Source organism: Luteimonas notoginsengisoli (assembly GCF_042648885.1).
GTDB classification, from domain to species: domain Bacteria; phylum Pseudomonadota; class Gammaproteobacteria; order Xanthomonadales; family Xanthomonadaceae; genus Luteimonas; species Luteimonas notoginsengisoli.
Genome location: NZ_JBHRYF010000002.1, coordinates 218956 through 238762 on the forward strand (window position 1 = coordinate 218956; position 19807 = coordinate 238762).

The following is a 19807-nucleotide window of genomic DNA, read 5'->3' on the forward strand; positions in this document are numbered from 1 at the left end:
CGCGCCACAGGCCACTGGGTCATTCTTGAAGGAAACCGCTTGATGAGTTGGGAAATGCTGGCCGATCCGCAGGTGTGGATCCTGCTGTTGACGTTGAGCTCGATCGAGATCGTGCTGGGCATCGACAACCTCGTGTTCATCTCGATCGCGGTCAGCCGCCTGCCGCCGCACCAGCGAGAGCGCGCGCGCAAGTTCGGCATCGCCGTGGCCTGCCTGACGCGCATCGCGCTGCTGCTCACGCTGGCTTACCTGGCGCACATGAAGCAGGACCTGTTCACGGTGTTCGGGCAGGGCGTTTCGGTGCGCGACCTGATCCTGATCCTCGGAGGCGTGTTCCTGCTGGTGAAGGGCACGATGGAAATCCGCGACCTGGTCGCGGGCGAGGACGAATCGGAGGACATCCACACCAAGCCGGTGACCTCGTTCGGCGCGGTGATCGCGCAGATCGCGGTGATCGACATCGTGTTCTCGCTCGATTCGGTGATCGCCGCGGTCGGCATGGCCGACCAGTACGTGCCGGTGATGGTGGCGGCAATCCTGCTGGCGGTGGCGGTGATGCTGCTGGCCGCGCGCCCGCTGGGCCAGTTCATCGACAACAACCCGACGATCAAGATGCTGGCGCTCGCCTTCATCGTGCTGATCGGCGCCTACCTGCTCCTCGATGGCCTGGGCGTGCACTTGCCCAAGGGCTACATCTATGGCGCGATGGGTTTCTCGGCCGCGGTGGAATCGCTGAACCTGTGGGCCAAGCGCCGCGCGCGCCTGCGCAGCGGGTCGTCCTGAGGGAGCGTTTCGCGTCGGGGGCGGCGTATCCGCCCCGGACGTTGCGCCGGCCGGCGCGGGGTGCTGCAATGCGCGCTCTTTCCAGCGGAGCCCGACCATGCGCGTGATCCTGTTGATGGTGCTCGCCGCGTTGCTCAGCGGCTGCGGGTACAACCAGATCCAGCAGAAGGACGAAGCGGTCAAGGCCGGCTGGTCGGAAGTGCTGAACCAGTACAAGCGCCGCGCCGACCTGATCCCCAACCTGGTCAACACGGTCAAGGGTTACGCGTCGCACGAGCAGCAGGTGCTCACCCAGGTGACCGAGGCGCGCGCCAAGGTCGGGCAGATCAACGTCAATGCCGACGATGCGGCCTCGCTGCAGCAGTTCCAGCAGGCCCAGGGCGAACTGTCCGGTGCCCTGTCGCGGCTGATGGCGGTGGTGGAGAGCTATCCCAACCTCAAGGCTGACCAGGCGTTCCTCGATCTTCAGACCCAGCTCGAGGGCACCGAGAACCGGATCACCGTGGCGCGCGGCCGTTACATCCAGCTGGTGCAGGACTACAACACCTACATCCGCTCGTTCCCGCAGAACCTGGTCGCCAAGATGTTCGGCTACCAGCCCAAGCCCAATTTCACGGTCGAGAACGAACGCGCGATCCAGGACGCGCCCACGGTCGATTTCGGGGCTGCACCGGCTGCGCCGCCGCCGCCGCAACCGCCGCAACCCGCGCCCGCGCCGCAACCGGCCAACTGACCGGCCGACCCGGATGATGTCGCCGCAGTCTGCTCGCGCCGGCGCGTTGCTGCTGGCGCTGGTGCTGGCGATCGTGCCCTGGTCGCAGGCGCGCGGGCAGCAGCTCGCGGCCGTCCCAGCGATGGACTCGCCGGTGGTCGATACCACCGGCACGCTTGATCCGGCGCAGACCAGGCAGCTCGAACAGCAGGCGCTCGCCCTGCAGCAGCGCAAGGGCAGCCAGCTGCAGGTGCTGATGGTGCCCAGCACCCGGCCCGAATCGATCGAGCAGTACACCCAGCGCGTGTTCGACCAGTGGAAACCCGGCCGCAAGGGCGTCGACGACGCGGTGCTGGTGGTCGTGGCCAAGGACGACCGCCGGGTCCGCATCCAGCCCGGCTACGGGCTGGAAGGCGCCATTCCCGACATCACGTCCGGCCGCATCATCCAGGAATACATGGCGCCGAAGTTCCGTGCCGGCGACTACGGCGGCGGCCTGGTGGATGCCACCGCGGCGCTGGTGAAGCTGATCGACGGCGAGCCGCTGCCCGAGCCGATCGCCGACAACCGCGGCAAGCCCAGCGGCGGCGGGGACTGGATATTCGCGCTGTTCGCAGCGTTCATCGCCGCCAGCTTCGTGCGGAGGATGTTTGGTCGCACGCCGGCCGGCGTGCGCGGCCTGATGACAGGCGCGGCCGCGGGCGGCGTGGCGTGGCTGCTGTCGTCGCTGCTTGGACTCGGCGGCATGGCCGCGCTGATCGGATTCTTCTACGGCCTGGTCAGGCTGCCGGCGGGCAGCTATGCCCGCCACGGCGGCTGGGGCGGGTTCGGTGGCGGAGGTGGCTGGGGTGGAGGCGGCGGCTTCGGTGGCGGATCGGGTGGCTTTGGCGGAGGCGGTGGCTGGTCCGGCGGTGGCGGGATGAGCGGAGGCGGCGGCGCCTCGGGGAGCTGGTGATGGTGAACCCCCTCTCCCGCGTCCTTCGCCACCTGTTTGCCCCAGCGGCCGCGGCGATGTTCCCCGCCGCCACGCTGCAGAAAATCGCCGATGCGGTCGCCGCGGGCGAGGCGCGGCATGCCGGCGAGGTGTGCTTCGCGGTCGAACCGGCACTGCCGCTGCGGCGGGTGCTGCACGGCGTGCAGGCGCGCGAGCGGGCGCACGAGGTTTTTTCGCAGCTGCGGGTCTGGGATACCCGCGGCAACAACGGCGTGCTGGTCTACCTGCTGCTCGCCGACCATCGGATCGAGATCGTCGCCGACCGCGGGCTCGCGGTGCTGGTCAGCGAGCAACAGTGGCGCGCGACCTGCGTGGTGATGGAGGAACGCCTGCGTGCCGGCGAGCCGGAGGCGGCGATCGTCGGCGGGGTGGCGGCCATCGCGGACCTGCTGGCCCCGCACTTCCCGCGCACCCCGGGCGATGCCGACGAGAACGAACTCCCGGACCTGCCGCGCGTGTTGTGACCGTGCGCGCGCTGGTCGACGTCATCGCCAGCGCCTTCGCGAACGTGCCGTGGACAAGCGTCGCGCCCCGCGTCGCGGCACAATAGGCGTCGACGAATCCTGGAGCGCCGACCCCGATGCTGCTACTGAACCAGATCGACCCGATCGCGCTGCAGATCGGCCCGCTGGCCGTGCACTGGTACGGGATCATGTACCTGCTCGGGTTCGCGGTCGCCTGGTTCCTCGGCCAGCGCCGCGTGCGCGCAGGCCGGCTGCCGGGCGTGGATGCCAACGGCTTCGGCGACCTGATGTTCTACGGGATGCTCGGCGTGGTGCTGGGCGGGCGCATCGGCTACATCCTGTTCTACGACCTGCCCACATACCTGGCCGATCCGCTGCAGGTGTTCAAGATCTGGGAAGGCGGCATGAGTTTCCACGGCGGGCTGCTCGGCGTGATGGTGGCCATGTGGCTGTGGTCGCGGCGGCAGAAGCTGCACTTCTTCGACGTCGCCGATTTCATCGCGCCGCTCGTGCCGGCGGGACTCGGCCTGGGGCGCCTGGGCAATTACATCAACGGCGAATTGTGGGGCAAGCCGACCGATGGCAGCTGGGGTGTGGTGTTCCCGCAGGCGCCTGAGATCCTGAAGCTCGGGCTCGACCCCGCCGCGCTGCGCGCGCAGTTCGACGCAGGCGCGCTGGACATGTTCGCGCGACATCCCTCGCAGCTGTACCAGGCCGGGCTCGAAGGCGTGGCGATGTTCGCGATCCTCTGGTGGTATTCACGCAGGCCGCGGCCGCGCTACGCGGTGGCGGGGATGTTCGCGCTGCTGTACGGCGCGTTCCGGTTCGCGGTCGAGTTCGTGCGCCTGCCCGATCCGCAGATCGGCTATCTCGCGTTCGGCTGGCTCACCATGGGCCAGGTGCTCAGCCTGCCGCTGATCCTGATCGGACTGGTGTGGCTGTGGATGTCGCGGCGCGCGCCGACATTGCAGCCCCAGCCGGTCGTGCAGGCGGGTGCGGCGTGAAGCAATACCTCGACCTGCTGCGCCACGTGCTGGAACACGGCGCCGAGAAGTCCGACCGCACCGGCACCGGCACGCGCAGCGTGTTCGGCTGGCAGATGCGTTTCGACCTCAGCAAGGGCTTCCCGTTGGTCACCACCAAGAAGCTGCACCTGCGCTCGATCGTGCACGAGTTGCTGTGGTTCCTGCAAGGCGACACCAATATCGCCTACCTCAAGAACCACAAGGTCGGAATCTGGGACGAATGGGCCGATGCCGATGGCGAACTCGGGCCGGTGTACGGCAAGCAATGGCGGCGCTGGGCAACCGCGGACGGCGGCGAGGTCGACCAGATCCAGTGGCTGGTCGACGAGATCAGGCGCAACCCGGACTCGCGCCGGCTGGTGATCAGCGCATGGAACGTCGCCGACCTGCCGAAGATGGCGCTGATGCCGTGCCACGCGCTGTTCCAGTTCTACGTGGTCGACGGGAAGCTCAGCTGCCAGCTGTACCAGCGCAGCGGCGACATCTTCCTCGGCGTGCCGTTCAACATCGCCAGCTACGCGCTGCTGACGCATATGGTGGCGCAGGTGACGGGCCTGGGGGTCGGCGACTTCGTGCACACGCTGGGCGACGCGCACCTGTATTCGAACCACTACGAACAGGCTCGCGAGCAGCTGTCGCGCACGCCGCGCGCACTGCCGACGCTGAGGTTGAATCCGGACGTGCGCGACATGTTCGGATTCACCTACGACGACATCGCCGTCGAAGGCTACGACCCGATGCCCGCGATCAAGGCCCCGGTGGCGGTGTGATCGTTTCATTCATTGCCGCGCTGGACCGCGATTTCGCCATCGGCAAGGACAACGCGCTGCCGTGGCACCTGTCGGACGATCTCAAGCGTTTCAAGGCGCTGACGCTGGGCAAGCCGCTGTTGATGGGCCGCAAGACCGCGGAATCGCTGGGACGCGCACTGCCGGGCCGCACGAACCTCGTGCTGACGCGGACGGGACGCACGCCATTCGCCGGTATGCGGTCGGTGCCGACGCTGGCCGAAGCGCTGCGCGCGGCCGAGCTCGAGTCCGCCGAAGAACTGTGCGTGATCGGCGGCGGCGAAGTATTCGCGCTAGCGATGCCGCAGGCCACGCACATGCACCTGACCTGGGTGGATACGGCAGTCGACGGCGCGGATGCCTTCTTCCCGCGCTTCGACCGGGGTGATTGGTGTGAAACCGCGCGCGAGGCGCACCCGAAGGGCGAGCGAAATGCGTTCGCGTTCGAATTCGTGGACTACGAGCGCGCCTGACGGGTCGACGCGGCGCGAGGCGCTTGCGCGTCGCTGCCGGTGACCGCGGCAGGCTGCTTGCCGGCGATGGGCATGAAGCGCGAACGCTGCGCTATCGCAGGATGAACCAGCCTCGCCCCGCCCCCGGCGAGGATGGCTACGGCGCCGGCACGTCCCGGCCAGGCACCTGCACGACGCGCAACTCATCGGCGTCAAGTTGCAGCGCGGTGAGCTTGCCGCCCCAGACCGCGCCGGTGTCGATGGCGTGGACGCCGTGGCCGATGAACAGGCCCAGCGCGCTCCAGTGGCCGCAGACGACCTTGAGGTCGCGCTCGGCGTGACCCGGCACCTCGTACCAGGGGTACAGGCCGGGTTGCTGCGTGCCGGGCGTGTTCTTTTCCTCGAACGCGATCCGCCCGCGCGGCGTGCAGTAGCGCATGCGGGTGAAGATGTTGATGATTGCCCGTTCGCGGTCCAGGCCCTTGAGCCCCGGCGACCATGCCGGACGGTCGCCGTACATCTGCTTGAACAGCTTGCGATAGCTGCCGTTGCGCAGGCGGGCTTCGACCTCGCGCGCATGCTCCTCGGCCAGCTGCGTGGTCCATTTCGGGGCGAGGCCGGCGTGGATCATCATCCAGCCCAGCTCGCGATCGACGTGCGCCAGAGGCTGCATGCGCAGCCAGTCGAGCAGCACGTCGCGATCGGGCGCGAACAGCACCCGACGCAGGTCCGGATTGACCTTGCGCTGGTCTTCCTCGCGACGCTCCGCGATCGCCAGCAGCGACAGGTCGTGGTTGCCGAGCACGCTGACCGCGCTGTCGCGCAGCGAATGCACCAGGCGCAGCGTTTCCAGCGATTCGCCGCCGCGGTTGACCAGGTCGCCGCAGAACCAGAGCCTGTCGCGCGCGGGATCGAAGGCGATCTTCTCAAGCAGGCGCTGCGTCGGTTCGAGGCAGCCCTGCAGGTCGCCGATGGCCCAGACGCTCACGTCGCCGCCTTCCCGCGCCTCAATGCAGGGTCCGCGGCATGGACAGCGTGAACGGCGGGATTGGCGCGTCGAAATGCGTGCCATCGTCGCCGATCATGTCGTAGCTGCCCTGCATGGTGCCCACCGCCGCCTCCAGCACGGCGCCGGAGGTGTAGGTGAACTGCTCGCCGGGTTCGATCCGCGGCTGTTCGCCGACCACGCCGTCGCCGCGCACTTCCTCGACCTTGCCGTTCGCATCAGTGATCACCCAGTGCCGCGCGAGCAGCTGCGCCGGCAGGCGGCCAAGGTTGCGGATGCGGATGGTGTAGGCGAACACGTAGCGGTCGTCGTCGGGCGCCGATTCCTCGTCAAGGAAGCGGGTGGCGATCTGGATTTCGAGGGTGTAGTCCGCTGTTTCGTCCATGGCGACAGTGTAAGGGCTTGCGGTGAACGCCTGGACTACGCCGCGGCAATCCGATTCGACAGGCGCACGAAATCGCCCACTTCCAGCTGTTCCGCGCGCGCCTGCGGGTCCACGCCGGCATCACGCATCGCCGCCTCGTCGCAGACCAGGCGCAGCGCATTGCGCAGGGTTTTGCGACGCTGCCCGAACGCGGCGCGGACCACGTCGGCGAAACGCTTGCGGTCGTCAATGCCGATCCGGGCCGGGTCGCGCGGCACCAGCCGCATCACCGCCGAATCCACCTTCGGCGGCGGCCGGAACGCGCCGGGCCCGACGGTGAACAGGGAGGTGACCTCGCAGAACGCCTGCAGCATCACGCTCAGCCGGCCGTAGATCTTGCTGCCGGGGCCGGCGGCTGCACGTTCGACGACCTCCTTCTGCAGCATGAAGTGCATGTCGCGGACCGCGGGGGCGTGGTCGAGCGCGTGGAACAGGATCGGCGAGGACAGGTTGTAGGGCAGGTTGCCGACCAGGCGGATCGGCGTGCCGTCCGCCAACGCGGTGAAGTCGACGTCCAGGACGTTCGCGTGCACCAGGGTCAGTTCGCCGTGCGCGCGCGCAGCGGCCGCGAGCGGCTGCAGCAGGTCGCGGTCGAATTCGATCGCGGTCAGCACGCCGTGACGATCGAGCAGCGGGAACGTCATCGCGCCCTGGCCCGGGCCGATCTCGACCAGCCGGTCGCCTGGCTTGGGGTCGACGGCGTGGATGATCCGGTCGACGACGCTGCGCTCGTGCAGGAAGTGCTGGCCGAGCGACTTCTTCGGCGGCGCGCGGAACTGGTCGCCTGCGTGCGTACTCATGCGGAGGTGCTCGATGCGGGAATGGTCACAGCAGTTTGGTTCCCGGCGGCACGTCGCGGTCGGGCGCGCACAGCACGACGTGGCCATCGGCATCATGGAAGCCGGTGACCAGGCATTCGGACATCAAGGGGCCGATCTGTTTCCTCGGAAAATTGACCACCCCCACCACCAGCCGCCCCACCAGGTCCTCGGGCCGGTAATGCACGGTGATCTGCGCGCTGGACTTGCGCACGCCGATGTCCGGGCCGAAGTCGACCTGCAGGATGTAGGCAGGCTTGCGCGCCTGCGGAAACGGCTCGGCCGACAGCACGCGACCGACGCGCAGCTCGACTTTCGTGAAGTCTTCCCAGCCGATCGGCTGCATGGCGCTGTCGCTCATGCCTGGCCCGCCTGCAACCGCGCCAGGGCGCGCGGTCGCGACAGCCGGGTGCAGGTGGCGATGGCCGCCATCAGGCTGGACGGGTCGGCGGTGCCCTTGCCGGCGAGGTCGAGCGCGGTGCCATGGTCGACCGCGACGCGCGGGTAAGGCAGGCCGAGGGTCAGGTTTACCGCGCGTTCGAAGCCGCTGTACTTGAGCACCGGCAGGCCCTGGTCGTGGTACATCGCCAGCACGGCGTCGAAGCCCTCCAGCTTGGCCGGCAGGAAGGCGGTATCGGCCGGCAGCGGGCCATGCAGCACCATGCCTTCACCGCGCAGGCGTTCGAGCACCGGTTCGATCACCTCGATCTCCTCGCGGCCCAGGTGGCCGGCCTCGCCGGCGTGCGGATTGAGCCCGAGCACCGCCACTACCGGCGCGGCAATGCCGAACTCCCCGCGCAGCGCGGCATCGAGGATACGCAGCGTGCGTTCCAGCCCGGCGGGCGTGATCGCATCGGCGACTTCGCGCAGCGGCAGGTGGGTGGTGGCCAGCGCCACGCGCACGATGTCGTTGGCGAGCATCATCACCACCTCGCATCCGGCCTGCCGCGCCAGCAGCCCTGTGGTGCCGGAGTAGGCGATGCCACCCTCGTTGATGCTGGCCTTGTGCACCGGACCGGTGACCAGGCCATCGAACTGGCGAGCAATGCAGGCCGCGGCGGCGCGCTCCAGCGCGGCGATGACTGCGGGCGCGTTCGCCGGGTCAGGGCTACCGAACGCCGCGACCGCAGCATTCGGGATCTCGATCAGCGGGATCGTGCCCGGTGGAGCATGGGGCTCATAGGCGGCCGCGAACGCAACCGGCAAACCGACGGCGTGCGCTGCGCGCGCGAGCGTGTCGCGGTCGCCGAACACGACGATCTCGGCGTCCATGGGGTCGAGCTGGTGCATCGCACGGATGCACAGTTCCGGCCCGACGCCGGCCGGTTCGCCCGGGACCAGCGCGAGCCGCGGACGCATGCGCTCAGCCGCCGTTGCCGTCCGCGGCAGCCGGGGTGCCGGTGCGGATGTCGACGAACGCTTCGCCGCGCATTTCGCGCAGGTAGCGGTTCCACTCGTCCTCGAGCTTGCGCTGGCCGATGCGCTCGCGCATCTGCGCGCGGCGATTGTCGTCGGTGACGTCGGTCTGGCGCGAGGCTTCGCGCTGGACGATGTGCCAGCCGGCCTGGGTCTTGAACGGCGCGGAGACCTGGCCATCCTGCAGGGCGGCAACCACGGCGCCGAACTCGGGCCCGAACTGGTCCTGCGTGAACCAGCCCAGCTCGCCGCCCTTGTCCTTGCTGAAGCTGTCGTCGGAGCTCTCCTTCGCCACTTCGGTGAAATCGGCGCCGCCGGCGATGCGCGCGCGCAGGGTCTCGATCCGGGCCTTGGCCTTTGCATCGTCACCGCTTTCGTCGCGGACCAGGATGTGGCGCGCCTGGAACTGGGTGACGCTCTGCGCGGCCGCGGTGTCGCTGGCGCGGGTCTCGACCAGCTGCAGCAGCTGGAAGCCGCTGGGGCCGCGGATCGGACCGATCACCTGGCCCTTCTGCAGGCCGCGGATCGTGTTGGCGAAGGCGGCCGGGATCTCGTCCAGGCTGCGCCAGCCCAGGTCGCCGCCTTCCAGCGCGTTCGGGCTGTCCGAATAGCGCACCGCGGCGGCGGCGAACGTCATCTCGCCCTTGTCGAGCAATGCCTTGACCCCGTCGACCTTCTGCTGGCCGGTCGCGATCTGCTCGGGCGTGGCGCCGTCGGGCAGGGCGACCAGGATATGCGCGAGGTGGTACTGCTCGCCGTCCTGGGACGCCAGCGCGGCTTCGACCTCGGCCTCGCTCACGCTGATCCGGGTCTGCGCGAAGCGCTGCCGCAGCCGCTGGCTCAGCAGCTCGTCGCGCAGCGAACGGCGGAAGTCGTCGTAGGAGATGCCATCGCTGGCCAGCTGCTGGCGCATCTGGTCCGGGCTTAGCTTGTTCTGCGCAGCGATGTTGGAGATCGCGGTATCGATCTCCTCTTCGCTGACGCGCACGCCGGTCTGGTTGGCCTGGGCCGACTGCAGGTGCACCAGGATCAGGCGCTCGAGCACCTGTCGCTGCAGGATGTCGCGCGGCGGCAGCTGGTCCTGGCGGCCCGCGTACTGGGCCAGCACGTTGTTGAGCGCCAGGTCGAGTTCGCTCTGCAGGATCACATCTTCGTCGACGACCGCGGCGATGCGATCCAGCGGCTGGACCTGCGCGTGCGCCGCCGTGCCGAACAGCAGGGCGACGGCAAGGAATGAGGCAGTAAGTGTCTTCATGGGGAGTCGTCGGGGGAGTCGTCGTCGCCACTGCGGACTTCGGGCGGCGGCACGAGGTAGAGGTCCTCGCGATAGTAGCCGAGGATAGCACGGCGCAAACGGCTCTCCGTGTCCGGTCCGGCCGAACCCAGGCCCTTGAGTTCGATCTCCAGCTGGATCGCATCGTTCATGTCGCCGGTGCGATTGCGCACGTAGCGGCGGGCGACGAGGCGGGCGGCCAGGCAGCAGCTGTCCCACTGCACGCCAGCGATGCCTTCGAGCAGCTGGTTGTCCAGCAGCGAGTAGTAGTAGCGCCCGACCAGGCTCCAGGACGGCGAGATCGGGTACAGGAACGACAGGTCAGCCTGTTCGAGCAGGTCTTCGCCATTGCCTGAGTTGCGGCGGTAGCGATAGCTCAGGTTGACGATGCCCTCGTCGCCGATCAGGTAGCGCGTGCGCACGCTGGCCAGATCCTCGCGTCCGTACTTGGGGTCCCACTGGTAGGAGGCGCCGATGTTCCAGCGGTCGTTGATCGCATAGCTGACATCGGTGATCCACGCCGAGCGCCCGCTTTCCAGCACCGGGCTGGTGGAGCGCAGCCCGACCCGGGAATCGTCGAAGTAGCGGATCTGTCCGAGGCTCGCCGACAGCTTTTCGCGTCCGTCCGACTCGCGGATCAGGCGGCTGGTCACCGCCATGGTCAGCTGGTTGGCGTCGGTCTGGCGGTCGGCACCCGAGAAACGGTTGTCGCGGAACAGCTGGCCCCAGCTGAAGGTCATCGGGCCGGTGTCGAAGATCGGCAGGTTGTCCTGGTTGCGATACGGCGCGTTGAGGTAGAACAGCCGCGGCTCGAGCGTGTTGACGTAGTCGTCTCCGCGGAACTTCACGTGGCGGTCGAAGTACAGGCCGGCGTCGATCGAGCTGATCGGCAGGCTGCGGCTGGGCGAGGTTTCGGGACTGTCACCGGGGCCCGCCAGATCGTCGGCGAGGTCCTGGTCCAGTTGGTATCCGGTATAGCGCCAGGCCAGGGTCGGGGTCACGAACCAGCTCGAGCCGCCGAGCGGCATGCTCAGGTAGGGCTTGAGGTCGATGCGGCTGCCGCCGGGGCGGGCGTCGCTGTCCACGTGCTCGAACCGGGCCGCTTCGGCGTTGACGCCGGCGGTGAACCAGCGCCCGAAGGGCTGCTCCCAGTTGAAGTAGGCACGCGGCAGGCGGTAATAGGGCAGGTTGGTTTCCGAGAGGGTGTAGTCGGCCAGCTGGTAGTAATCCGCCATCAGCCCGGCGTCCCAGTGGCGTCCGCGGCCGTAGACGCCGATGTCGCTGTTGACCCGGTAGTTGGAGATCGTGCTGAGGTTGTTGTTGAGGTCCTCGAGGTAGCGCGGATCGCTGATCCAGTTGATGTTGGCGCGCGCCTGCCAGGAACGGTTGATGTTCTGCCTGCCCAGGAACCGGAAGCGTCCGCGATTCTCCTTGCGGCGATTGGCGAGCGGATACATGTTCTGCGGGTCCAGGAACTCGGCCAGTTCCTGGTCGTGCTCGCGGCTGGTCAGGTCATCCGACGGCAGGTAGCCGATATCGAACTCGCCGGTGCCGGTGGGCGTGAGGTAGCGGAATTCGGTGTTCAGCATTAGCCCGCGCTTGGTCATGATCCTGGGTTCCAGGGTCATGTCGTAGTTCGGCGCGAGGTTGAGGTAGATCGGCTGGCGCCAGTCGAAGCCGTTGCGCCCGGACTGGCTCACGTTCGGGTAGAGCAAGCCGGTCACGCGACGATCGTCGATCGGGAACCGGAACCAGGGCACGTACAGGATCGGGACCTTGCCGACGCGGATGGTCGCGTTGCGCGCGGTGCCGAAGCCCGACTCGGTGTCGATGTCGATGCGGTTGGCGCGCAATTCCCACTGGCGGTCGTTTGGCGGACAGGTCGAATAGGTCGAGCCGAGCAGCGCGCCCTGGGTGCCGTCCATGCGGATGCTGTCGGCACCGCCGTTGCCGCGTCGCTCGATCAGCTGGTAGCGGACGCGGTCGATCTGGTGGGTATCGTTTTCCTGGTCGCCGTGCGCGCTCTCGGCAATCATGCGCATGCCCGAGTCCTGGTAGCGCACGTTGCCCTCGGCCGCGTACTGCGAACTCGCCTGGTCGAAGCGCAGGTTGTCGGCGTGCAGGAACTGGTCGCCGCGATGCAGGGTGACGTTGCCCTTGCAGACCACGGTGCCGCCCATCACGCCTTCGGTGCTGTCACAGGCCAGGTCGGTGTCCTGCAGCGCGCGATCTTCCGGGGCACCCGTCGACGGCGGCGCGTCAGCGAACACCGGGACCGCATCCTGCACGGGACACAGCGACCAGTTTTCGGGGCGGTCTTCGTCGGCATTGGCAGCCAGCGAAAGGGCGATGCACAGCGGCAGCGGAAGCAAGCGGAAAACAGGGCGCACGCGGGCATCCGTTCGACGAAAAGCGGCGGTTAGCTTGCCGCATCCCCCGTCAAGCGGCAATGCACGCCGATGCCCGGCGCCATCGGTGGGGTGCGTGTGGTTCAAAAACCGGCCGCCAGAGGAGAGTGACCCGGCAACGCCAGCTGAACGCACCCCTTCCGTTTCAGTCTCCGCGCAGTGCCCGGACGTGCGCCACGCTGCATTCGCGCAGCGCCTGCAGGTCGTACCCGCCCTCCAGCGTGGAGACCAGGCGACCCGAAGCGTGGCGGCCCGCGAGGCCACGCAGCTCGGTCGTGAGCCAGGCGAAGTCCTCGGCGTCGAGCTGCAGTTGCGCCAGCGGATCGCGCCAGTGCGCATCGAAGCCGGCCGAGACCAGCAGCAGTTGCGGACGGAAGGCGTCGATCGCGGGCAGCAGGTGCTCTTCCCAAGCGGCCCGGAAGCCACGGCTGCCGGTGCCCGGCGGCAGCGGCACGTTGCGGATGTTGCCGACGCCGCGCTCGTGCACGTGGCCCGTGTCGGGATACAGCGACATCTGGTGCGAACTCAGGTATTGCACCCGTGGTTCGGCTTCGAAGATCGCCTGGGTGCCGTTGCCGTGGTGGACATCGAAATCGGCGATCGCCACCCGGGCAAGCCCATGCCCCTCCAGGGCGTGGGCGGCACCGACCGCGACGTTGTTGAACAGGCAGAAACCCATGGCCGTCCGCGCCGTCGCATGATGGCCCGGCGGCCGCACCGCGCAGAACGCGGCCGTGGTATCGCCGGCCATCACCGCGTCCACGGCCGCGATGCCGGCGCCGGCTGCGCGCAGCGCCGCTTCCGCCGATTGCGGCGACAGGATCGTGTCGGGGTCCAGTTCGACGCGCTGTGCCGGCTGCGTTTCCAGCACGGCGTCGAGCAGCGATTCATGGTGCACGCGCAGCAGCTGGCCGCGGGTCGCGCGGGGCGCTTCGCGCCAGTCGAGATCGTCGACGTCGTGGCGCAGCGCGTCGATCACCGCGCCGAGCCGCTGCGACGTTTCGAAATGGCCGGGACCGGTATCGTGGTCGAGGCAGGCGGAGTGGGTGAAGACCGGCAGGCGCATGGCGATTCAGGGCCGGCCGGTGTCAGGCCCGGGGCTTGCGCCGCTCGTGTTGCCAGATGACTTCGCCGTGGCCGCTGTGCCGGGCCAGCACGCGGGCGAGCACGAACAGCAGGTCGGAGAGGCGGTTGAGGTAGCGGATCGGCTGCGGGCGGACGGTCTCCGCGCGCGCCAGCGCCACGGTTTCGCGTTCTGCACGCCGCACCACGGTGCGCGCGACGTGGCAGCGCGCCGCGGCATCGCCGCCGCCGGGCAGGATGAATTCCTTCAGCGGTGGCAGCGCGTCGTTGTAGTGGTCCAGGTGCTGCTCGAGGCGGTCGATATCCGCATCGTCGATCGCCGCATGCCCGGGGATGCACAACTCGCCGCCGAGGTCGAACAGCTGGTGCTGGATCGTGGTCAGCAGTTCGCGGATGTCATCGGGGACGTCCGCTGCAAGCAGCAGGCCGATGGTCGAATTGGCTTCGTCGACCGTGCCGTAGGCGGCCACGCGCGCCGAGTCCTTGCCAACGCGGCTGCCGTCGCCCAGACCGGTGCTGCCGTCGTCGCCGGTGCGGGTGTAGATCTTCGACAGTCGGTTGCCCATGGCGGGAGGTCAGTGCTTCATCCGGCGTGCGAACGGATGGGCGTGCCTGCTGATCTGTTCGCCCACCACCTGAGCCAGGGCCGCCAGGGTCACGAACATCGCCGTGCCCTGCAGATAGGGCGCGAACCAGTCGCCATAGTTCTTGGCCCAGCCAGCGAACGTCGGCTCGGCAACGCTGTTGCTGAGCCAGTAGAAGCCGCCCTGCGCGAGCAGGTGGCACAACGCGGTGGCTGCCACGAAGCTGAAGGCCAGCCTGGCGAGCGATGCAACGCTGGCGCCGCTGTAATTGCGGCGCAGCCAAAACCCGCCCACCCACATCGCGAGGTGCGCGGGAACCAGGAACCAGTAGCCCGGTGAAACGCAGTAGTGGCTCCAGAAGCTCATGCCCTGGTTGGTGATCACGGCGTAGTCGATCGCCACCGCCAGCACCATCAGCAGCGGGAACGCCCAGCGCGACCAGTTGCGCAGGTAGAAGCCGCCGATGAAGAACACCGCCCACGACGCGTCCGGCACCGGCGTGAAGTGGGAGAAGACGTGCGAGCGCGTCGCTGCCATCAGCAGGATGAGCAGGGACAGGACGATGACGCGTTGCAGGTTGGCGTTCATTGGGCGGGGCGGCTCCGGTCGCGGGATGCGGATGCGACCATTCTAGCGAAATGACCCGTCGTCGGTCCCTGACGGGCGCCCGATCCGGAAACGCGCGCAGCGCGGCGCCGGGACACGAGCACATGGCGCGGGCCGCGCCCGTGCGGCCCGGCCTGGGAGGCGAACCCGTCCCCCGCTGGCGGCCACCAGGTGGCCGGGACCACGTCCGGACCGGGTGCACCCACTATCATGCCGGCATGAATCATGTGGTCGCGCGGAAAGAACATGACGTGGTGATCGTCGGCGGCGGGCTGGTCGGGGCCAGCCTGGCGATCGCCCTGGACCGGATCGGGCTCGACGTCGGCATGGTCGAAGCCGCCCCGGCCGGCGCGCTGCCGGCCGTGTTCGACGAGCGCAACCTCAGCTTCGCCGATGCCACGGTCAACGCGCTGGAGGCGTTGGGCGTGATGTCCAAGCTGAGCGCACCCACCGGCGCCATCACCCGCATCCACGTCAGCCGCCGCGGCGATTTCGGCCGCGCCTGCCTGGTGGCGGCTGACTATGGACGCGAGGCGTTCGGCCGCGTGGTGGTCGCGCGCGACTTCGGCGAGGCTCTGGAAAGCAGGCTGCAGGAACTGCAGCGGCTGACCCGCTACCGGCCCGCGCGCTTCGTCGGCCTGGCGGGCGGCGACGATTCGACGCGCGTGGTCCGAATCGCCGACGCGGGCGGCGAGCGCGGACTCCGCGCGCGGCTGCTGGTTGCTGCCGACGGCACCGGCAGCGCCGTGCGCGACGCGCTCGGCATCCAAGCGGAGCGGCACGACTACCTGCAGAGCCTGTTCGTCGCCCGGCTGCGCGCGGCGCGCGCCCCCGACGGCACGGCATACGAGCGACTGGGCGACCACGGACCGACCGCGCTGCTGCCGCGGGGCGACCGGCACTTCGGTCTCGTCCACGGGGTGGCGCGCGACGAGGCGGCAACGGTGCAGGCGCTGGATGACACGGCGTTCCTCGATCGGATCCAGCGCGCGTTCGGCTGGCGCGTCGGTCGCCTGGAATCGATCGGCGCGCGCAGCATCTACCCTGCGATCCGGACGGTCGCGCGCAGCACCATCGCCCCGCGCGCGGCATTGGTCGGCAACGCCGCGCAGACCCTGCATCCGATCGGTGCGCAGGGCTTTAACCTGGGCCTGCGCGACGCGCTGACGCTGGCTGAACTGATCGAAACCCGCGGCGGCGCTGGCGCCGATCCGGGCGACCCCGGCCTGCTGGCCGAGCATGTTCAAAGGCGCGAAGACGACCGCGCGCGCACGCTGGCGATGAGCGACGGCCTGGCGCGCCTGACCGCGAACGATGCGCCGCTGCTGCGTCCCCTGCGCAGCCTGGGACTGTTCGCGCTCGATCGGATGCCCTCTGCGCAGGCCTGGCTGGTCGGTGGCGCGATGGGCTATCGCGGGCAGGTGCCGGCGCTGTGCAGGAAGGCCTCGTGAGCCGCGGCGCGCGCAAGGAGGTCGTGGTCGTGGGCGGCGGCGTCGTCGGCGCCGCCTGCGCGCTGGCGCTGGCCGGGCTCGGCCTGGATGTCGCCCTGGTGGAAGCCAGCGAACCGGCGCCCTGGTCGCGCGAGCATCCGGACCTGCGCGTGTTCGCCTTCGCACCCGACAACGCCGCGCTGCTCGACACGTTCGGCGCCTGGCGCGAAGTGCTCGATGCGCGCGCGCAGACGTACCGGCGGATGCGGGTATGGGATGCGGCGGGCGGCGGGGAGCTGGTGTTCGATGCGGACGCGGCCGGCCGCGCAGGGCTGGGCTGGATCGTCGAAAACGCGCTGCTGCTCGACCGACTGTGGTCGGCGCTGTCGCGCGCCGGGATCGACGTGCGGGTGCCGGCGCGCGTGGAGGCGCTGGAACAGGATCACGAAGGCGTGCGCCTGCGCCTGCACGATGGCAGCCGCATCGACGCGCGCATCGCGATCGCCGCCGACGGCGCCGAATCCACGCTGCGCCGCCTCGCTGGCGGGGAGGTCAGCCGCCATGAATACGGCCAGCGCGGCGTGGTCGCATACATCGATACGCAGCGCCCGCACGAGGACACCGCCTGGCAACGCTTCCTGCCCGGGGGGCCGTTGGCGGTGCTGCCTTTCACGCAGGGCCGCAGTTCGATCGTGTGGACGCTGCCCGATGCGCGCGCGGCCGAGGTGCTGGCGTTGGACGACGACGCGTTCGCGCGTGAGCTCACGCGTGCCTTCGATGCGCGGCTGGGATCGATGCGCGCGGTGTCCAGGCGCGTAGCGTTCCCGCTGCGCCGGCAGTTGGCATCCTCGTGCGTGCATGGTCGGGTCCTGGTTGTCGGCGATGCCGCCCATGTGGTGCACCCGCTCGCAGGCCAGGGTGTCAACCTCGGGCTGCGCGACGTGACCGCGCTGCGCGACGCGGTCGCCGTCGCGCAGGCACGCCGCGCCGACTGGACGTCGCCTCAGCGCCTGGCGCGCTGGGGACGCGGTCGTACCAGCGAGAACGCGCTGGCCGCGCACGCATTCGACGGCATCAACCGGCTGTTCTCAAGTGACGGCATGCATCGCACGCTGTTGCGCGGACCGCTGCTCGGGCTCGCCGGGCGGCTGCCGCCGCTCACCGACGCGCTGTGGCGGCGCGCGGCGGGGCTCTAGCCGGACCCTCGTGGTTGCGACCGCGCGGCGAAATGCAGCGGTTCGCGCACAAGCAAAGCCCCGCGTTCGCGGGGCTTCGTTTTTGCGGTTGCGGCCGGTCTACATCCAGCTTTTCAGTTCCTGCCTGTCGAGCTTGCCGTCGTGGTTGTTGTCGACCGCGTCGAATTCCGCGGACAGCGTCGCGTTGATCTTCGCTTCGCTGCGGCTGATGCTGCCGTTGCCGTTGCTGTCCATCGCGGCGAAGTCGATCTTGTAATCGCCAACGATGGAGTTCGACGGTCCCGAGGTGACGCTGACCAGCGGTTGCGTCGGCCCCGTGGGCGCAACGGGGGCCGGCGGTGGCGGGGCTGGTGGGGTGTTGACCGCGTCGGTGGCCGCCTGGGCCGCGAGCGATGCATCGGTTGCGGCCGCCGTGGCCTGGGTGCTCGCCGCCTGCGCGGCATTGGCGGCCTGGCGCGCCTGGTGCACGGCATGGTCGGCCTGGCGCGTGCCGCCGGCAGCGGCGGACTGCGCGGCGCCGGCCTGGTTGGCCGCCCGCGTGGCGTCCAGTGCGGCCTGTTCGGCCTGCACCGAGGAGCGGTCGGCGACATAAGCGTGGTACGTGGCATTAGCGTCCCCCTCGGTGGTCAGGGCGCCGCCGCGCTTGCTCGCGGCTGCCTGCTGCGCGGCGTCGCGGGCCGCCTCGGCCTGGTTGCGGGCAACGTCCGCTTCCGCGGCCGCGGCCTGTGCCGCGTCCTTGGTGGTCGCGGTGGCGGCGCTCCGGTGCACGGCATCCTGCGCTCGCGCGCTGCCGGCGGCGAACGCGCCGAGCAGGGCCAGGGTCAATAGCGATCGGGTCGGGATGCGGTTCATTTCAATCTCCAGGCTGGGATGACGCGGCCACGCTAGGACCGGGGCAATGAATCCAGCGTCAACTGCGGGAACCGACCCTGAACGGGGTCGCCTTCGACCCCGATTCGCTCTGATTGGCGGCGTACGGCGATGTCCCGTATTCGGGTTTCCAGGCGTCGGGCTTTGCCGATCGGCCTTCTGCTCGACGGGCCGATCCTGCGGGCGCGATCGCAGCAGGTGCGTATCGGCGCGTCGCTAGCGGTCAGGCGCCTGGGCCAGGCGCGCGGTAGTGCAAAGGGCAGCTGACACGTACTCACGCGGGCTGGCAGCGGACACGAGGGTTGCGGTAGCCGGGATGAAGGTCTGCCCGTTGTCCGGAGAGCGATCAGGATTCCAGCGCGGCGAAGACCGTGATTTCCTCGCGGTCGTGGTAGAGCTGGTGGGCGCGCACCACCAGCGGCCGCTGCGCCTGCGCGGCGAGCAGGTCCAGGCACAGCCGGGTTTCGTCCCAGCGTTTCTTCATTGGCAGCTTGAGGTTGAAGATCGATTGCCGGCACCAGCCTTCGCGCAGCCAGGTGGCCATGCGCTCGGCGACGCGACGTGGCTGCTCGACCATGTCGCAGACCATCCAGTCCAGCGGACGCGGCGGCTGCCACTGGAAGCCGTCGGCGCGCAGGTGCTCGACCAGCCCGGTGTCGAGCACGTGCTGGCGCAGCGGACCGTTGTCGACCGCGCTCACGCGCAGGCCGTGGCGGGTAAGCACCCAGGTCCAGCCGCCGGGGGCGGCGCCGAGGTCCGCGGCGCGCATGCCTTCGCGTAGCAGGCGGCCGCGTTCGCTTTCGTCGAGCAGGGTGAGCAGCGCTTCCTCGAGCTTCAGCGCCGAGCGCGAAGGCGCGTCCGGCAGCAGCCGCAGGCGCGGGATGCCAAGCGGCCACGGTGCGCTGTCGGACGGATCGCTGCAGGCGACGAACGCGTGGTCGCCGTCGACGAAGCACACGTGCAGGCGCGGCAGCGATGCGGTGTCACGCGCGGTGAGCACGCCGGCCGTGCGCAGCGCGGGGCGCAGCGCATTGCCGAACGCGCGCGCCAGACCCGACAGCGGTTTGCCGGCGTCGCTGTCGGGGTGCTCCACCAGCAGCTCGCCGTAGCGGTTTCCGGGGTCTTGCCCGGCGGGCAGGACGGAGCCCGCCGCGTCGGCGTGCAACGCCGCGAGGATCGGCGCGATCCGGTCCTTCGGATCCAGCCCGCGCAGTTCGGCGAGCAGCTGCAGCTTCTGCCGTGCGAACACCAGGTCGCGCCACGGCAACGCGCGCGACAGCGCTGCCGCCTGGTCGGTGGCGAACACCACGAACCCGCTTCCGCGCTCGGTGCGCGCATGGCCGAAGACGCCGACCTCGGCCGCGCGCGCGGTCAGTTCGGCGGCCAGTTCAGGCTCGAAACCGGCGCGGCAATAGCAGAGCAGTCCGGTCATCTCGCATCGCTCATGTCGAAGCGGCGTCCGTCGCAGGTTTCCG

At 69.4% G+C, this 19807-nt stretch carries 20 protein-coding genes and 1 pseudogene; 9 read left to right on the top strand and 12 right to left on the bottom strand.

Going from position 1 to position 19807, the window contains the following annotated elements:
* Nucleotides 1-42: 42 nt before the first annotated feature.
* The 7 genes from ACFOM9_RS06610 to ACFOM9_RS06640 all read left to right on the top strand — a co-directional run bounded on the left by ACFOM9_RS06610 (nucleotide 43) and on the right by ACFOM9_RS06640 (nucleotide 5239).
* Entirely contained in the window at nucleotides 43-783 is a 741-nt protein-coding gene (locus ACFOM9_RS06610; RefSeq protein ID WP_386707896.1) for a TerC family protein, read from the top strand.
* 97 nt (nucleotides 784-880) lie between these two features.
* The gene (locus ACFOM9_RS06615) at nucleotides 881-1516 is read left to right on the top strand and encodes a LemA family protein (protein ID WP_386707899.1); all 636 of its coding nucleotides are present in this window, start codon (nucleotides 881-883) and stop codon (nucleotides 1514-1516) included.
* Nucleotides 1517-1532: 16 nt separating this feature from the next.
* The gene (locus ACFOM9_RS06620; protein ID WP_386707902.1) at nucleotides 1533-2450 is read left to right on the top strand and encodes a TPM domain-containing protein; all 918 of its coding nucleotides are present in this window, start codon (nucleotides 1533-1535) and stop codon (nucleotides 2448-2450) included.
* Nucleotides 2450-2953 carry a TPM domain-containing protein gene (locus tag ACFOM9_RS06625; protein ID WP_386707905.1) on the top strand — a complete coding sequence of 168 codons (504 nt, stop codon included), beginning with the start codon at nucleotides 2450-2452 and terminating at the stop codon, nucleotides 2951-2953. The genes ACFOM9_RS06620 and ACFOM9_RS06625 overlap by 1 nt, the downstream gene beginning before the upstream one ends.
* 116 nt (nucleotides 2954-3069) lie before the next feature.
* Nucleotides 3070-3957 carry a prolipoprotein diacylglyceryl transferase gene (gene lgt / locus ACFOM9_RS06630; RefSeq protein ID WP_386707909.1) on the top strand — a complete coding sequence of 296 codons (888 nt, stop codon included), beginning with the start codon at nucleotides 3070-3072 and terminating at the stop codon, nucleotides 3955-3957.
* A complete protein-coding gene (locus ACFOM9_RS06635; RefSeq protein WP_386707912.1) occupies nucleotides 3954-4748 on the top strand; it encodes a thymidylate synthase in 795 nt (264 codons plus the stop codon). Before lgt ends, ACFOM9_RS06635 begins: the two co-directional genes overlap by 4 nt.
* A complete protein-coding gene (locus ACFOM9_RS06640; RefSeq protein WP_386707915.1) occupies nucleotides 4745-5239 on the top strand; it encodes a dihydrofolate reductase in 495 nt (164 codons plus the stop codon). The genes ACFOM9_RS06635 and ACFOM9_RS06640 overlap by 4 nt, the downstream gene beginning before the upstream one ends.
* A gap of 139 nt (nucleotides 5240-5378) precedes the next feature.
* Here the strand turns inward: ACFOM9_RS06640 and ACFOM9_RS06645 are convergent.
* The 10 genes and pseudogenes from ACFOM9_RS06645 to ACFOM9_RS06690 form a co-directional block, all read right to left on the bottom strand.
* Nucleotides 5379-6206, bottom strand: a pseudogene (locus tag ACFOM9_RS06645) (symmetrical bis(5'-nucleosyl)-tetraphosphatase); the annotation flags it as partial.
* A gap of 19 nt (nucleotides 6207-6225) precedes the next feature.
* Nucleotides 6226-6609 (bottom strand): Co2+/Mg2+ efflux protein ApaG, encoded by a 384-nt coding sequence (apaG, locus tag ACFOM9_RS06650; protein WP_386707918.1) that lies wholly within the window; start codon nucleotides 6607-6609, stop codon nucleotides 6226-6228.
* A 35-nt stretch (nucleotides 6610-6644) separates the two neighbouring features.
* A complete protein-coding gene (gene rsmA, locus ACFOM9_RS06655; protein ID WP_386707921.1) occupies nucleotides 6645-7448 on the bottom strand; it encodes a 16S rRNA (adenine(1518)-N(6)/adenine(1519)-N(6))-dimethyltransferase RsmA in 804 nt (267 codons plus the stop codon).
* A 25-nt stretch (nucleotides 7449-7473) separates the two neighbouring features.
* Nucleotides 7474-7827, bottom strand: coding sequence for a tRNA-binding protein (locus ACFOM9_RS06660; RefSeq protein WP_449284264.1), 354 nt, complete (start codon nucleotides 7825-7827; stop codon nucleotides 7474-7476).
* On the bottom strand, nucleotides 7824-8825 hold the full coding sequence (gene pdxA / locus ACFOM9_RS06665) for a 4-hydroxythreonine-4-phosphate dehydrogenase PdxA (RefSeq protein WP_386707924.1): 1002 nt from the start codon (nucleotides 8823-8825) through the stop codon (nucleotides 7824-7826). The genes ACFOM9_RS06660 and pdxA overlap by 4 nt, the downstream gene beginning before the upstream one ends.
* 4 nt (nucleotides 8826-8829) lie before the next feature.
* On the bottom strand, nucleotides 8830-10137 hold the full coding sequence (locus ACFOM9_RS06670) for a peptidylprolyl isomerase (RefSeq protein WP_386707927.1): 1308 nt from the start codon (nucleotides 10135-10137) through the stop codon (nucleotides 8830-8832).
* Nucleotides 10134-12545 carry an LPS assembly protein LptD gene (gene lptD / locus ACFOM9_RS06675; RefSeq protein WP_386707930.1) on the bottom strand — a complete coding sequence of 804 codons (2412 nt, stop codon included), beginning with the start codon at nucleotides 12543-12545 and terminating at the stop codon, nucleotides 10134-10136. Before lptD ends, ACFOM9_RS06670 begins: the two co-directional genes overlap by 4 nt.
* Nucleotides 12546-12708: 163 nt before the next feature.
* A complete protein-coding gene (locus ACFOM9_RS06680) occupies nucleotides 12709-13623 on the bottom strand; it encodes a histone deacetylase family protein (protein WP_386708162.1) in 915 nt (304 codons plus the stop codon).
* Between the two features lie 28 nt (nucleotides 13624-13651).
* Complete coding sequence (locus ACFOM9_RS06685; RefSeq protein WP_386707933.1) at nucleotides 13652-14212, bottom strand: cob(I)yrinic acid a,c-diamide adenosyltransferase; 561 nt, start codon at nucleotides 14210-14212, stop codon at nucleotides 13652-13654.
* Nucleotides 14213-14221: 9 nt separating this feature from the next.
* Nucleotides 14222-14818 (bottom strand): hypothetical protein, encoded by a 597-nt coding sequence (locus ACFOM9_RS06690; protein ID WP_386707936.1) that lies wholly within the window; start codon nucleotides 14816-14818, stop codon nucleotides 14222-14224.
* 236 nt (nucleotides 14819-15054) lie between these two features.
* On the opposite strand from ACFOM9_RS06690, the gene ubiH reads away from it, so the two are divergent.
* Both ubiH and ACFOM9_RS06700 read left to right on the top strand, forming a co-directional pair.
* Entirely contained in the window at nucleotides 15055-16287 is a 1233-nt protein-coding gene (gene ubiH, locus ACFOM9_RS06695) for a 2-octaprenyl-6-methoxyphenyl hydroxylase (protein WP_386707939.1), read from the top strand.
* The gene (locus ACFOM9_RS06700) at nucleotides 16284-17462 is read left to right on the top strand and encodes a UbiH/UbiF family hydroxylase (RefSeq protein ID WP_386707942.1); all 1179 of its coding nucleotides are present in this window, start codon (nucleotides 16284-16286) and stop codon (nucleotides 17460-17462) included. Before ubiH ends, ACFOM9_RS06700 begins: the two co-directional genes overlap by 4 nt.
* A 99-nt stretch (nucleotides 17463-17561) precedes the next feature.
* On the opposite strand, the gene ACFOM9_RS06705 is transcribed toward ACFOM9_RS06700, so the two are convergent.
* Nucleotides 17562-18314, bottom strand: a complete 753-nt coding sequence (locus ACFOM9_RS06705; RefSeq protein WP_386707945.1) for an EF-hand domain-containing protein — start codon at nucleotides 18312-18314, stop codon at nucleotides 17562-17564.
* A gap of 364 nt (nucleotides 18315-18678) precedes the next feature.
* A complete protein-coding gene (rlmM, locus tag ACFOM9_RS06710; RefSeq protein ID WP_386707948.1) occupies nucleotides 18679-19764 on the bottom strand; it encodes a 23S rRNA (cytidine(2498)-2'-O)-methyltransferase RlmM in 1086 nt (361 codons plus the stop codon).
* Between the last annotated feature and the right edge of the window lie 43 nt (nucleotides 19765-19807).